16 protein-coding genes are annotated in these 12,882 nt (G+C 66.3%); 2 read left to right on the forward strand and 14 right to left on the reverse strand.

Annotation, left to right across the window (positions count from 1 at the left end):
- Positions 1 to 35 precede the first annotated feature (35 nt).
- From SLG_RS15065 to SLG_RS22255, 14 genes are all read right to left on the reverse strand, one after another.
- Positions 36 to 461 carry a CopG family ribbon-helix-helix protein gene (locus tag SLG_RS15065; RefSeq protein WP_014077356.1) on the reverse strand — a complete coding sequence of 142 codons (426 nt, stop codon included), beginning with the start codon at positions 459 to 461 and terminating at the stop codon, positions 36 to 38.
- Entirely contained in the window at positions 458 to 2,488 is a 2,031-nt protein-coding gene (locus tag SLG_RS15070; RefSeq protein WP_014077357.1) for a conjugal transfer protein TraG, read from the reverse strand. Before SLG_RS15070 ends, SLG_RS15065 begins: the two co-directional genes overlap by 4 nt.
- A 179-nt stretch (positions 2,489 to 2,667) precedes the next feature.
- Complete coding sequence (locus SLG_RS15075; protein WP_041392086.1) at positions 2,668 to 4,398, reverse strand: relaxase/mobilization nuclease domain-containing protein; 1,731 nt, start codon at positions 4,396 to 4,398, stop codon at positions 2,668 to 2,670.
- A 259-nt stretch (positions 4,399 to 4,657) separates the two neighbouring features.
- Positions 4,658 to 5,374, reverse strand: coding sequence for a lytic transglycosylase domain-containing protein (locus SLG_RS15080; protein ID WP_231848688.1), 717 nt, complete (start codon positions 5,372 to 5,374; stop codon positions 4,658 to 4,660).
- Positions 5,375 to 5,563: 189 nt separating this feature from the next.
- A complete protein-coding gene (locus SLG_RS15085) occupies positions 5,564 to 5,896 on the reverse strand; it encodes a DUF736 domain-containing protein (protein ID WP_014077360.1) in 333 nt (110 codons plus the stop codon).
- Entirely contained in the window at positions 5,877 to 6,455 is a 579-nt protein-coding gene (locus tag SLG_RS15090; RefSeq protein WP_014077361.1) for a S26 family signal peptidase, read from the reverse strand. The genes SLG_RS15085 and SLG_RS15090 overlap by 20 nt, the downstream gene beginning before the upstream one ends.
- Entirely contained in the window at positions 6,452 to 6,973 is a 522-nt protein-coding gene (locus SLG_RS15095) for a DUF2840 domain-containing protein (RefSeq protein ID WP_041392088.1), read from the reverse strand. Before SLG_RS15095 ends, SLG_RS15090 begins: the two co-directional genes overlap by 4 nt.
- Before the next feature lie 235 nt (positions 6,974 to 7,208).
- Positions 7,209 to 8,102, reverse strand: coding sequence for a replication initiator protein A (locus SLG_RS15100; RefSeq protein WP_014077363.1), 894 nt, complete (start codon positions 8,100 to 8,102; stop codon positions 7,209 to 7,211).
- Positions 8,103 to 8,107: 5 nt separating this feature from the next.
- A complete protein-coding gene (locus tag SLG_RS15105) occupies positions 8,108 to 8,374 on the reverse strand; it encodes a helix-turn-helix transcriptional regulator (protein WP_014077364.1) in 267 nt (88 codons plus the stop codon).
- 119 nt (positions 8,375 to 8,493) lie between these two features.
- Positions 8,494 to 9,273, reverse strand: coding sequence for a DUF2285 domain-containing protein (locus SLG_RS15110; RefSeq protein ID WP_041392089.1), 780 nt, complete (start codon positions 9,271 to 9,273; stop codon positions 8,494 to 8,496).
- A 166-nt stretch (positions 9,274 to 9,439) separates the two neighbouring features.
- Complete coding sequence (locus SLG_RS15115; protein WP_041393472.1) at positions 9,440 to 9,694, reverse strand: hypothetical protein; 255 nt, start codon at positions 9,692 to 9,694, stop codon at positions 9,440 to 9,442.
- A gap of 138 nt (positions 9,695 to 9,832) precedes the next feature.
- Entirely contained in the window at positions 9,833 to 10,084 is a 252-nt protein-coding gene (locus SLG_RS15120) for a transcriptional regulator (protein ID WP_014077367.1), read from the reverse strand.
- Positions 10,085 to 10,312: 228 nt separating this feature from the next.
- Entirely contained in the window at positions 10,313 to 11,155 is an 843-nt protein-coding gene (locus SLG_RS15125) for a DUF932 domain-containing protein (RefSeq protein ID WP_014077368.1), read from the reverse strand.
- Between the two features lie 398 nt (positions 11,156 to 11,553).
- The gene (locus tag SLG_RS22255) at positions 11,554 to 12,105 is read right to left on the reverse strand and encodes a DUF736 domain-containing protein (protein WP_231848689.1); all 552 of its coding nucleotides are present in this window, start codon (positions 12,103 to 12,105) and stop codon (positions 11,554 to 11,556) included.
- Between the two features lie 150 nt (positions 12,106 to 12,255).
- Here SLG_RS22255 and SLG_RS15135 point away from each other — a divergent pair, with 150 nt between their 5' ends.
- Positions 12,256 to 12,534, forward strand: a complete 279-nt coding sequence (locus tag SLG_RS15135) for a type II toxin-antitoxin system ParD family antitoxin (RefSeq protein ID WP_041392091.1) — start codon at positions 12,256 to 12,258, stop codon at positions 12,532 to 12,534.
- Between the two features lie 2 nt (positions 12,535 to 12,536).
- Positions 12,537 to 12,845, forward strand: coding sequence for a type II toxin-antitoxin system RelE/ParE family toxin (locus tag SLG_RS15140; protein ID WP_014077372.1), 309 nt, complete (start codon positions 12,537 to 12,539; stop codon positions 12,843 to 12,845).
- Positions 12,846 to 12,882: the final 37 nt, after the last annotated feature.

A 12,882-nucleotide genomic window follows, 5' to 3' on the forward strand; every position in this document is an offset into this window, starting at 1 on the left:
GTGAGTAAAGCCAGAGCCGCAGGCAATACATGCGGTTATTCCCGCTTGGCGCCCGCCTCCACGTCGTCGCTGATTTCCTGCGCGACTGTCGGCCCCTTCGCGAGTCGGCGCCCCAGTGCCTCGATGAAGGTGTCGTAGCGATCTCCGCCCTGTAGGCGCATGGCGGGGCGCTCCGCTTCGGGCGGCGGGGGAGTATTCGACAGCCAGAAGCGCACAAACAGCGCGATCATCTCGACGCCGATGCCGACATCGCGCTCCATTCGGTTCATGCGCCGGTCCAGCTTGTCGAGCCGCTTGGCGATGGCGGCCTCGCGCTGCTCATCGGCGTCGGGCGACAGGAAGGATGCGATGGCCGCCTCGGCGATCAGCGAGCGCGACTTGTCCCTCCGGTCGGCATAGGCGGCGAGCGCGCGCATCAGCTCGGGGTCGAGATAGACCGACAGAGGCGTCTTGGTCGTCATAGCTCGATGCCGTCGTCGGGATCGAGCGATGCCTGCCGGGCCACGCGCTGCATCTGGCGGCGCACCGTCGCCTGCCGTGCCGCGTCGCTATCGGGGTCGGGCTCGTCCAGCTCGAACTCATTGGCGGGCGCGGGCCTGGACGTGGGCGCGATGTCGACATGGCGCTCCAGCGCCGGCTCGCGGCGCAGGTCCGCATTGGCGGCATCGTCCTGCGCGTCCACCTTCCTGGCGGCCTTTTTCTTCTTCGGCTTCTTCGGCGCGTCATGCTCGATCGGCTCGGGCATCGGCGGTGCCTCGATCGGCGGCAGGCCGCTCCAGTCGTCGGGGCGCGGCGGGCCGCCTCCGACATTCATGTCCGGCGGCGACATCACCCGTTGCGCGAACCACCGGTCCTTGAAGTAGCGGACCTTCTTCGCCCGGATCGGCGGGATGCCCGCGACCATGACGATTTCGTCGTCGGGCGGGAGCTGCATGATTTCGCCAGGTGTGAGGAGTTGCCGGGCCGTCTCGGAGCGCGAGACCATCAGATGCCCGAGCCAGGGCGAGAGCCGGTGGCCGGCGTAGTTCTTCATCGCCCGCATCTCGGTCGCGGTGCCGAGCGCGTCCGATATGCGTTTGGCGGTGCGCTCGTCGTTGGTCGCGAACGACACGCGCACATGGCAATTGTCGAGAATCGCGTTGTTCTGCCCGTAAGCCTTCTCGATCTGATTGAGGCTCTGGGCGATTAGGAAGCTCTGGATGCCGTAGCCGGCCATGAACGCCAGCGCGGATTCAAAGAAATCCAATCTGCCGAGCGCCGGAAACTCATCGAGCATCAGGAGCAGCCGGTGGCGCGACTGCCTCGCCTTCAGGTCTTCGGTGAGCCGACGGCCGATCTGGTTGAGGATGAGGCGAATGAGCGGCTTGGTGCGCGAGATGTCGCTGGGCGGCACGACGAGGTAGAGCGTCACCGGCAGCTCGCCCTCGACCAGATCCTTTATGCGCCACTCGCAGGTGCGCGTAACCTGGGCGACGACGGGATCGCGATAGAGGCCGAGGAACGACATGGCGGTCGAGAGCACGCCCGATCGCTCGTTGGCCGATTTGTTCAGCAGCTCGCGCGCGGCTGAGGCGACGACGGGATGCACGCCCGCCTCGCCCAGATGCGGCGTCGTCATCATCGCCCATAGGGTGCTTTCGATCGGGCGGCGGGGGTCGGACAGGAAGGCGGCTACGCCCGCCAGCGTCTTGTCGGCCTCGGCGTAGAGGACATGGAGGATCGTGCCGACCAGCAGGGCATGGGAGGTCTTTTCCCAGTGGTTGCGCTTCTCCAGCGAACCTTCCGGGTCCACCAGCACGTCGGCGACGTTCTGCACGTCGCGCACTTCCCAAGCGCCCTTTCGGATTTCGAGCAGCGGATTGTAGGCGGCCGACGCGCCATTGGTCGGATCAAACAGCAGCACCCGCGCGTGCCGGGCGCGAAAGCCGGCGGTGAGCTGCCAATTCTCGCCTTTGATGTCATGCACGATGGCCGAGCCCGGCCAGGTGAGCAGCGTCGGCACGACCAGGCCGACGCCCTTGCCGCTCCGGGTCGGCGCGAAGCACAGCACATGCTCGGGGCCGTCATGGCGCAGGTAGTCGCGCCCGAGCCGGCCGAGCATGACGCCGCTGTCGCCCAGCAGCCCAGCGGCGGCGATCTCCCCGCGCGTCGCCCAGCGCGCCGAGCCGTAGGTCTCGGCGTTCTTCAGCTCGCGTGCGCGCCATACCGACATGCCGATGGCGACGACGATCGCGGCGAACCCGCCCGACACGGCGATGAACGCGCCCGTCTCGAATATTTCCGGCGCATAGGCGTCGAAGGAGAACCACCACCAGAAGAAGGCCGGCGGCGGATAGATCGGCCAGTCGCCGAGCATGAACCAGGGTGCCCCAAGCTCGGGCTGATAGGCGAGCGCCGCGGCCGTCCATTGCGTCGCGGCCCACACGGCGGCGAGCACGATCAGGAAGACCGCGAAGACCTGACCCCAAAGGATTTTGGTTGCCGACATGGCATCGAAGTCGATGCGTGCAGGATACTAAATCAAGTCACTGTTATTATGAATGAAACTCTAGCGTAGAAAGACAGGGAGTAGCGTAGTTTGGCTTATTATATTCTCAGGGTGATCGACGTTATTGGGCGGATATTCGCGTGATAGCCGGACCACTTCCCGAATCTCTGTGATCCGTCCTACAGGCTCAGCCCCCGGCCACGCCCGAACGACCAATCGACGCCCCCGCCCGCGCGCATGACGCCGGAGATGTGCTTGCCGATCTGGCGGTCGAGCGAGGGAGACCAGGGCACGAGCTGGAAGCTCAGGCCGTTGTCGATCATCGCGAAGCGCCCCGAAGCGAGCGTGACGCGCTGGCGCACCGTGCCCGCGACATACTCCCCGGCCTTGGACGGCGCGTGCGGCAGGCCGATCTCGGCCGACAAGTCCTTGGCAGTCGCATCCAGCTCGCGGCGGCGGAGCGTGTCGAGGAGATTGCGCGCGAAGATGATCCGCTGGCCCTGCCGCCGCGCCAGCCCCTCGTCGGCGAGATGCTCGGCGCGCGCTTCCATCGCCGCGCGCACCTCCGTCCCGAAGCCGCCGCCCAGATCGCGGCCATCGCTCGACAGGTTGCGGCGGTCGAGCCAGGTGGCTCCCGGCGCGCGGACCTGCGCGGACAGGTCCATGTCGGAGCGCACGGCGAGCGCCACCCGCTGGCGGCCCTTGCGATCCTCGAAGCGGCGCAACTCGACGATTGCACCGGGCCTGCAATCGCCGGTCGCCTCGATGTCGGGAAGCTGGACGTGGTGGGTGCGGCCGTCGATCCCGTCCACGATCGCATAGGCTTTGCCGGTCAGCTCGTCGTGCAAGCCGCGGTCGACCAGCCGGCCGATGACGGGCTGGGCGGGATCGGGTTCGAGCGCATAGCTGGCGGCGCCCCGGTCGATGCCGCGATCGGTCATCGCCTTGTGCATCCGCTTGATGATGTTGTCGCGTTCGCCCAGCTCGCGCAGCGCCGCCTGCGCGTCGCCCGCCAGCGTCCATTGGCCTGGCGCGATCTCGCTGGCGAGGCCGAGCCCTTCGAGCTTGCGCAGCCGCCCCATCCTCAGCACATGGTCGCCGTCGGGCCGCACGCCGGGCTCGGGCGCCATGTCGATCATCCCATCGCGTTGCATGGTCCGCGACAGGTCGCGGTCGATCTCGGTCCAGCGCTCGGTCTCGACCTGCCGCTCCAGCGATTGCCGGATTTCGAGGTCGGTGCGCGGGCCGAGTTCGTGGGTAACGATCTCACGCGCCTGCGCCCGCATCCCTTCGCGGATATAGTCGCGCGAGATGACGAGGTTCTGCCCGTCCTCGCCGACGCCGCGCACGATGATGTGGACGTGTGGGTTGTCGGTGTTCCAGTGCTCGACGGCCCGCCAGTCCAGGCGGGTGCCAAGATCCTTTTCCATGCGCGTCATCAACTCGCGGGTGAAGCCTTTGAGGTCGCGCATCTGCTCGGCATCCTCGGGCGAGACGATGAACCGGAAATGATGCCGATCGTCCTCGCAGCGCGCGGCGAACTCATTGCGGTCGAGACCCTCGGCCTCGGCGCCGAACAGCACGCCCTTCTCACCGTCGCGGGTGACGCCATCGCGTTGCAGGTAGTTGAGGTGGGCCGCGAGGGAAGCCCGGCCGCCATGCCGAACCACGCGCGCCTTGACGATGACCTGGCGCGATCGGTGGCCGAGCCGTTGGGTCGCGCGGACGCTTGCCACTCGGCCCCGGCCGAAGGTGGAGCGGCCCGGCGCGACGATCTGGCCTCGCCGCGAGACATGGCCGCCGGCCCTCTGCGCGGCGGCGAGCGCCTGGGCGATGATCGGCAGCGCCCGCTGACCGCCGCGCGAGCGGATGCGGCCTGGCCGGAGGCGGGAATCGTCGTCGCGGGTCATGCCGCGACAGGCCGCAATGTGCGGAAAACCCTTACGGCTGCTGGCGTTCGCCCAGCTCCACACAGTGCGGGATTTCCGCACACATTGCGCAGCAATGCCCGAAAGCCTTGAGAATCAAGGCCACGACCGGGGCGCATGGGCTTCGCACATTGCCGCCCTTTATCTTGCCCTCGACCTTCCCCCTTCAGAAAGACAGCCCTGCTCCCTTCCGGCGCTGCGAAAGCCTGCGCCGAAACCCGCCAGAGAGCGCGGGAGCCGCTCACGGCGGAGGTCGCCCGGAAAGCGGGACGAACAGGCCGTTGGAGGGCGGCGCGGCATCGGCCATGACAAGCTCGGCGCGGTCGTCGGCCAGTCGTTCCGGCGGCACCTCGGATGCCGTGCGATCGGCGGACGGCGGCGCAGGCGACAGCGCGCCCGGCCGCACGGCGAACAGTGCGGCGCGACGCCAGGCGAAGGGATCGGACGGCGGCGCGGTTGCAAGCCGAGTGTCGTCCGAACCTCCGGTGATCGACGCCAGCTTTGCAAGATAGGCGCGGGTCTCGGCGGGCAGCGGACGGCCGCGCGACAGATATTCGTCGTAGCGGCCCGGCCCCGCATTATAGGCCGCCAACATCGCCGTCACGTTGCCGTAGCGGTCGTGCATCGCGCGCAGATAGGCCGCGCCCGCCATGATGTTGTCGCGCATGTCGAACGGGTTGGACCCGAGGCGATGGCGCGCGCGGAGGCCCGCCCAGGTGCCGGGCATGATCTGCATCAGGCCCATCGCCCCGGCCGGCGAGACGGCGCGAACATCGCCGTTGCTCTCGACGCGCATGACCGCCCATATCCAGTGTTCGGGGATGCCGAAGCGCCAGGCCGCGGCGGCGACATGGGTGGCGTAGGGATGGCGCGCGACCGATCGCTCGGCGGGCGCGTCCTGCGCCAGCGCGGCGACGGGCGCAGCGCCCAGCGCGAGCAGCAGCAGAACCGCGAGCATGGCGGCCGACTCGCCCCCGCTCCGCCGCCAGCCTGCCAGCGTGCTCGCTCCGGTAAAGGGTGCGCGCGATGCGCCGGCCAGAGGCCGCCCTTGACCTTCGCTGCGCGCGCCGGCCGGCCTGCGAACGAGCAGGACGGAGGGATGATGCGGTCTTTCCGCGAACAAAGGGATGATCGGGGAAGGCACCGATCAGCTCCGATCGTCGCGGGGCCGGGGGCGTTTCCACGACAGCTTGAAGGTCCGCCCGTCGTCATCGGCGCGGAACAGCACTGGCCGGAACGCTGCCGGGAAAAGCGGGCTGTCGATCTCCAGCGCGATGTAGTTGCCGGCGCGTTCACCGATCCGTTTCCACGCGCCGCCGACCTCGGGGCCGTCTTCGTCGTCGAGATGGACGCGATAATCGGGCGCGTTTTCGGCGTCGGTTGGATCGAGCGCGACGAGCGCGATTTCCTCGCTGATGCCGAACAGTCGAATGCTGCCGGCATAGCCGTTGGCGGTGGGTTCAAAGATATTCGTCGGCATGGCCGATCTCCTTAGCTTCGGGGGGTGAAGGTGATGGGGACGGCGCGCGCAGCCAGAGCGGCGTCGCCCGTCCGATGACGGCGGACGCTGGCAGCGGGCCGAAATAGCGGCTGTCCAGACTGTCGGGGACGGCGGGATTGAGCAGCAGCAGTTCGCCGGCCCGAAGGGTGCGGCATCCCTGCCAGACCGGCAGAGCACGGCCCCGCCGATCGCGCGCGAGGGCGCGAACGACGGGCCGGCCGTCGATGCTCACCACGGCACCGCTACGGCAAACCCGTTGTCCGACCTTTGCCGCGATATGCTTCAGGAGCGGCACGCCCTCGGGCAGATATCCGTGCGCTGCGAGCCATCGGGACAACCGCTCGGGCGGCGTGATCGCAACCAGCGCGCGGGCAGGCGGATCGTTGTCCGGGTGGATGCGGTAGAGACCGATCGGCGCACTGGCGCTCGCGTTCCAGACGACGCGCGGGATCGGATCGGCGATGGCGACGACCACGAACGATATGGCGAAAGCCGGTGCGGCGATGGCCGTCGCCACGAGATAGCGGCGGCGGGTCATCCTTCGATTTCCTTGCGCCGAAGCCATGCTTGATGGCGTTCCATCGTGTAGAGCCGGGATTGTTGACCGGCGGTGAGGCGGTTGTGGACGTGGCGCCAGTGATCGGGGGCAACGTCGCAGGGATCGACGCCGGCCGCCTCCACCGCATCGATCGCGGCGAGCACCTGGGCGACCTTCGGCCAGCTCTCGATATGGAGCAGGATGTCGCCGCCCGGTCGCACGAACGGCAAGGTCGTATAGGCTTCACCCGTGCCGACCGCGCGCACCACGTCGATGCGCGAGCTGATCGTGCCGAAGTCGTTGGCGGCCCACCGAACGAAAGCAAAGATCGCGCCCGGGCGGAAACCCGCGACGCGCGTTCGGCGGGTCAGAATGCGATCCTCGGCGATCCGCCCGAACCGTATCCAGTGCTCCAGCTTCTTCTCGATCCAGGTCAATTCGACATGGGTGAGGCGGTCGCGGGCGGACGCAATGGGCGCACCGCCAGCGCGAGGGCCGCTGGGCCGATCGGGCATCACGATTGCTCTCCGGAGACGGTGCGGCTTTCAGGAGCGCGCGCGACCGAGCGCACGGCGCTGTCCACAGCCGCGCGCGGCGTTAGCAAGAATCCGAAGGATTCTTTTCTATTAGCATAGTTAGAAGGGGGCCGATTCCGCGCGGATTTCTGCGGGTTTTCGAGGGGTTCGCGTTCCCGATAGTCCGACTCCGGTGTTCCTGATCGTCCGAATCCGGCTGTTCCCGATAGTCCGAGTCTCATGGCCAGTTCTCCACAGGCGTGAGACCGACCCGGCGCATGCCGGCGTCGAACGGATCTGGTGCGATTGGAACGAAGTTGAGCCGGTCGCGGCCGAGCGCATGTTCAAGCCTAAGGACGTAACCGGGGAGCGACTGGCGGGCGACGATGGCGCGCAACTCGAACGCGAAGCGGCGGAGCGGCGAAAGCGCCCCGGATTTCAGATAGAGGTGCGGAACGTCGAAGCTCCAGCCACCTTCCTGCCGCCCGCCATGCTTGCGGACGATGCGGTAGAGCCAGCGCTCCAGTCCGCCGGTCAGCTCGAAATAGGCCCGGTCAATGGTCAGCACCAGCGCGCGATCAAGCACGCCGGCATAGAACCAGTCGGGCAGGATCAGCTCGATTCCGAACGCGCGGCCATTGCCATCCGCCAGTTCACGCCATTCGTTGATCCATGAGAAACGATGGCGCCGCCGTTGGTGCTGCTGGCGGATCGAGGTGGCGACGGTCGTGGATTGCAAGCGGTCGAGCGCGGCTTTCAGGCGCTCGTAGCTCGCCTTGCCGGTGCCGCGCCGGGTGAAGGCCAGTATCTCGTGCGGCGTCGTCACCATGAGGCGCGAGGTCGGTCGCCCGGCGTCGCGCGCCTCGATAAGCTGGCTCGCCGCCCAGATGAGGACATCGGCGTCCCAAATGGTCGCCATGCCATGTTCGGGAACGGCCTCGACCGAGATCCATGTCGCTCCCATGCGAAACTCGATCGGGGCGATGCGCTTGCTCTTGGCGAGGCTGAAGAACGGCCAGGCCATCAAATCCTGCGCGTCGCGAGGCGCGAGGTCGCCGGGCACGGAACGGAACAGTTCGAGCTGTGTCCGCTCGGCACTGGATTGGCCGGAAAGAGAAGATGCGGCGCGCATGTCGATCAGCGGCGCACGCAATCGGTCGGCAGGCGCTTGGCGGGGTGGACGACGCCATTGCCGGGATCGGAGGTGGAGCGTCGCGTGCCGATCGCCGCCCAGGCATCGAGATCGTCGATCGCATAAACGATGCGGCCGCCCAGCTTGCGGAACACTGGCCCGGTGCCGAAGCAGCGATGCTTTTCGAGGGTCCGGGCGGACAGGCCGAGGTGGATCGCCGCGTCAGGCGTCTTGAGATAGTGTGGCGTTGCGGCGGTGACAGGCTCGCCCATGATGATCCTCCTGATGGCGGCTGGCCCCAAAAAGCGGGACCAGCGGACAGGAGGTGATGGTGGCGAAATGGCCCCCACGCGGAGAAGGGACACCGCCGCAGGGGACGGAAATGTCCCCGTCAGCCGCCGCGCAACAGGCGGACATACCCGCCGTCGCGCAGCTCAACGGCTTCGGTGATCCAGCGATTGATGCGTTTGCGTTCGCGGCAGTCCGCCCATTCGGCGGCGTTGTAATCGCGAACATTCCGGTCGATCAGCGCGACGGCCAGTTCGCGGCGGCTCGCGCCCATAATATGACCATCAAGCACTTGCAGAAGGGTAAGGAGGTGGCTGCGGCGGAACGGTGGCGGGCGAAGCACCGGCGGGCCGGTCGCGATGCCTTTCAGGCGACGATATAGCCGCTCCGCCGATGCGAGGCGGATAAGGGAATCGGACCCGATCGGCAGCATGATTGCCATCGGCTGATTGGGCGGACCGCATATCCATAGGTGCTCGTCGCCATTGCGGTCGGCGAGGATGAGATGGAGACGATCGCCGATCTTCATCCGGGCGCGAACGGCGCCGAGTGTCCGAGTATCGAAAGCCGGTTCCGCGCCCGTGCCGGGCACGGCTGGCGCCAGAACCACGTTGTCCGGCGAGAGGTCGGGGCGCGCGACGGTCAGTTTGCGATCGTAGGGGGATGAGGGAGCGGCGTGAAAGCTGATCCCCCAGCGTCGCACCAATGTCGCCGTTGCCTCGTCGGCGGTTATGGCCCCGCGCTTCACCTTGGCGAGCGCGCGAGCATAATCGGTCCGGTAGCGTGCATTGCGTCTCAGATAGCCGATCGCGATGTCGGAATATTGCAGCGCGTCGTCCCCGGCTTCATCCGGAGGCGCACGCCAATCCTTCTCAGGCGGCATCGGAACCCTCCCAAGCATGGCTCTCTGCGGAGCGCGAAGGGGGATGTTCTCACCCGCCGAATTGCCGAGAAGGCCCGGTGACAGGGCCTGTCCATAGGGGATTCAAGTCAGCTTTCCGGGCCGATTTCAGCGGGTTGTTCGCACGTGATGCGCGCTTCTGTACCCGTTACGAACGCAGGTAGTGACGATAGCCGGTCTCGGTCATCCATCGGGCGCGGGCGAGATGGGAGTCATAGACCAGGCGCGCGCGCTCAGGCTCGGCGGCTGGATCGATCCCGAAGATGATGCGAACCGCCTCGCACCAATCGGCTTTTTCCGCGGCGGCATCGAGCAGCCGCCAATAGGTGCGATGATGGCGCTCATCATATTCGGTCACGCAGGGCGCGTCGGGAGCCTGATCGTTGAATGCGGTTATTGCCATCGCCTTGCTCCGGCTTCGGCTTTTCGACCCGGCGCCAGCCGGCGCCACGATATACACCATAATGGACCGGCGTAATCGCACCATCTTTGCTATGGTGTGGTCATAGATAAGGGATAACAAAGCGGGCCTTCGTGCCTGCTATCTGTGCGACTTCTCCGATGAACCGCGCACCAGCATGACCCCTTCGCCACGTTCCGAATCGAGGAAGACGATCCCGGCCGCCTCCAGTGCCTTGACGACCTGATGGCGGGTATCCTCGCGCACTGGCAAATCGCTTACGGATTCAAGACGTTTGAGCGCGGTCAACGCGACAAGGGCTTCGTCGGCAAGCATCTCCTGAGTCCAACCGAGAAGCGCACGAGCGGCCCGCACCTGGCGGGAAGTGATCATGCACGATCACGTTCACGAGGCGACGGCTATACGCCATGAAAACGACTATTATAGTCGTCTTGGTATAAGGCCGAGTACGATTGCGAGCCGGGCGCAAGCCCGGCGAGCGCGGCCGCGCGGACCTGCGGGACGCGCGGCCGCCGCCGGTCCGGTTCCCCGGATCGGCGGTGCCCGGCGGTATTGGAAAAGGGAACCGCAGGGCTGGAAATCCAGCCCTGCGACGGACGGTCATCCCGCCTTCAAGCGTTGCATCCCTTCGGCCAGCGTCCAGAGCGCGCGGTTGAGAGTCACATTCTGGTCGATACCGTTGATCGGACGGGAACGGCTGCGCCGGATACGGCCTTCGGCATTGCGCCTGTGGCCATGCAAGCCGCCTCGAACGACGTTCTCCTGAATGACGTTGAACGTGGTCCACAGGCTGTCGCCCGAATCCTCGCGGCGGCGCGGTTCGATGATCTGCTCGGGGCGCAGCGGACTTTCGTCCTCACCATAGCGCGCCACTAGGCTAACCTCGGCCAGCAAACGGCGCTCATCTTCGGAAAGGCGAACATCCTTCATGGACTCGCTGGCGTCGATCAGCCGGGGGAAGTCCTCGGCAACCGTATAGACACCCTCGATTATGTCGTGTTGGATATTGCCCTTGTGCGGCACCCGCACCTCCTCGAACCGCTCGCCCGCGATCATGCTGTTGGTGCAGACGAAGCGAAGCATTCCCGCGAACATCTGATAAGCGGACGTGCCATCGTGGCTGTTCACGATGATGACCTCGGCGGCCTCGGGCTTGCCGATGCCCTCGTCCCGGCGCAGACGCAGCATATGCTTGGCGTGGCCGTGGCGACCACCATCGCGGGGGACGGACTGGACGGCGAAGAATGGAAACCATCCTTCCCTGCGCAATCCCTCCACAATGTCGATCGTGGGGACATAAACATACCGCTCGGAACGGCTGTCGTGCGCCTCGCGGGCGAAGATGGACGGGACGTGGCGATACAGCGCTTCGTTGTCGAGCGGCTCGCGCCCGCTGATCTGGTGGCTGTTGCGGCCGAACCGGGTGGCAAGTTGGTGATACATGGTCTTAACCTTCCTTGGCTTGGGTTTCCGCGCAGCGGGAAGCGCCGCGCTGAAACCCTGCCCGTCGGCGAGACTGGGGTAGCAAGGGGCAAGGGCGGCCGGGGCGGAGGGGAATCACCCGGCCTGCACAAGCGAAGCGCGGAAGGCTGGGGATACCGCCCCGGACGGTTCCACTTACCTTGCCCCGCGCGAGGGCCAGCCCTTAGCAACCCGCGCCGCTTTGGCGGCGCATGGAGATGCGTCCGCATGGCGGACTCGATTTTGGGCCAGTCCCGCCAAAGCAGATATTAGCCGGAATATCGGCACGGCTGTTAGGTCGATGCCGTTGGGCATGGCGAAGATCCTTTCACATGCCGAAACGGGAGCGCCCCGCCCGGAGGGGCGAGGCGCGGAGCCGATCAGTCCGCCACCAGCTCGTATCCGCCGGTGGTCTCGTTCAGGAAAAGCCGGAGATAGACCGGCGCAGCGATGACCGGATTGAGCTTGAACGAGATGTAGTCGCGGCCTTCCTTGCTCTTTTTCCGCCATGCGGCGCCGAACTCGATCCGCTCGTCGTCGGCCGCAACGATGCGGAAGTTCGGGGCCTTCTCATTGTCCTGGCCCTCGATCGGAAGGAGCGCGACCTGTTCGCCGCGCTGGCCGAAGAAGCGGATTTCGCCGGTGAAGCCCTGTTCGGTGGGGGTGAAGTTGCCGCAGATCATGATGTCTTCCCTTCTTGCCTCAGGACCGCGCCCATCGCGGCCTCGATGGCTGTCGAGAGGACGGGAGCCGACCGGCCCGCACCCGAAGGGCGGAACGAAGTGGCAGGCAGCGGCGGGCGGCTTTTTTGTTTCGCGATGCAAAGCCGGCTTGCCCGGCGGCGGGAAAAAGCCGCCCGCCGCTGTTGCGGGAAGACGGCGGGTTTCGGCCAGATCAGCCTTTCGAAAGGCCGTGTGGCGGCGTTGCCGCAAGATCACGGAGAAATCAGGATGGTTGGAGGCATAGTCAGTCGCCAGCGGGGTCTCATTGTTGTCGACCTCGCACCATGGTTGCGGGGCGTGCACAGCCTTGAATACCATCGCGAGTAGGATTAAATCATATCCATAAGGAGTGACGTATCCATGCGAACAACTCAGCAGTTCAGCGTAACCCTGCCGAACGATATGGCGGCGCAGGTCCGCGCCAAGGTCGCGTCGGGCGAATATGCCAGTGAAAGCGAAGTGATCCGCGACGGACTGCGCGCGCTCCAGGCACGAGACCGGGCCGTCGAACAATGGCTGCGCAACGAGGTCGTTCCCGCTTATGACGCCTATCAGGCCGATCCGTCTCGGGGCATTCCGCTCGACGATGTGCGCGCTGGCCTTGCAAAGCGCCACGAGCGAACCGCCAAACGCGGCTGAACGTGAAATACGCGATTGCCCTCACACCGGAAGCGCGTGATCATCTCGATGCCATCTATGATTATATCGCCACCGCCGCGTCCCCAGACGTCGCGCAGCGTTTCACCGATGGTATCCTCGATCATATCGACAAGCTGACCGACTATCCTCGTCGCGGCACGATGCGCGACGATCTGCGGCCCGGTCTGCGGACAATCGCGTGGCGGCGGCGGGTGACGATCGCGTTTGCGGTCGAGGCCACCGCAGTCGTCATCGTCGGGATTTTCTACGGCGGTCGCGATTTCGAGACCCTGTTGAACGAGGACTCCTGAATCTGCGAGCCGGGCTGTGCCCGGCGAGCGGCGATCA

Origin of the sequence: Sphingobium sp. SYK-6 (assembly GCF_000283515.1) — a bacterium.
In the GTDB taxonomy this organism is placed as follows: Bacteria; Pseudomonadota; Alphaproteobacteria; order Sphingomonadales; family Sphingomonadaceae; genus Sphingobium; species Sphingobium lignivorans.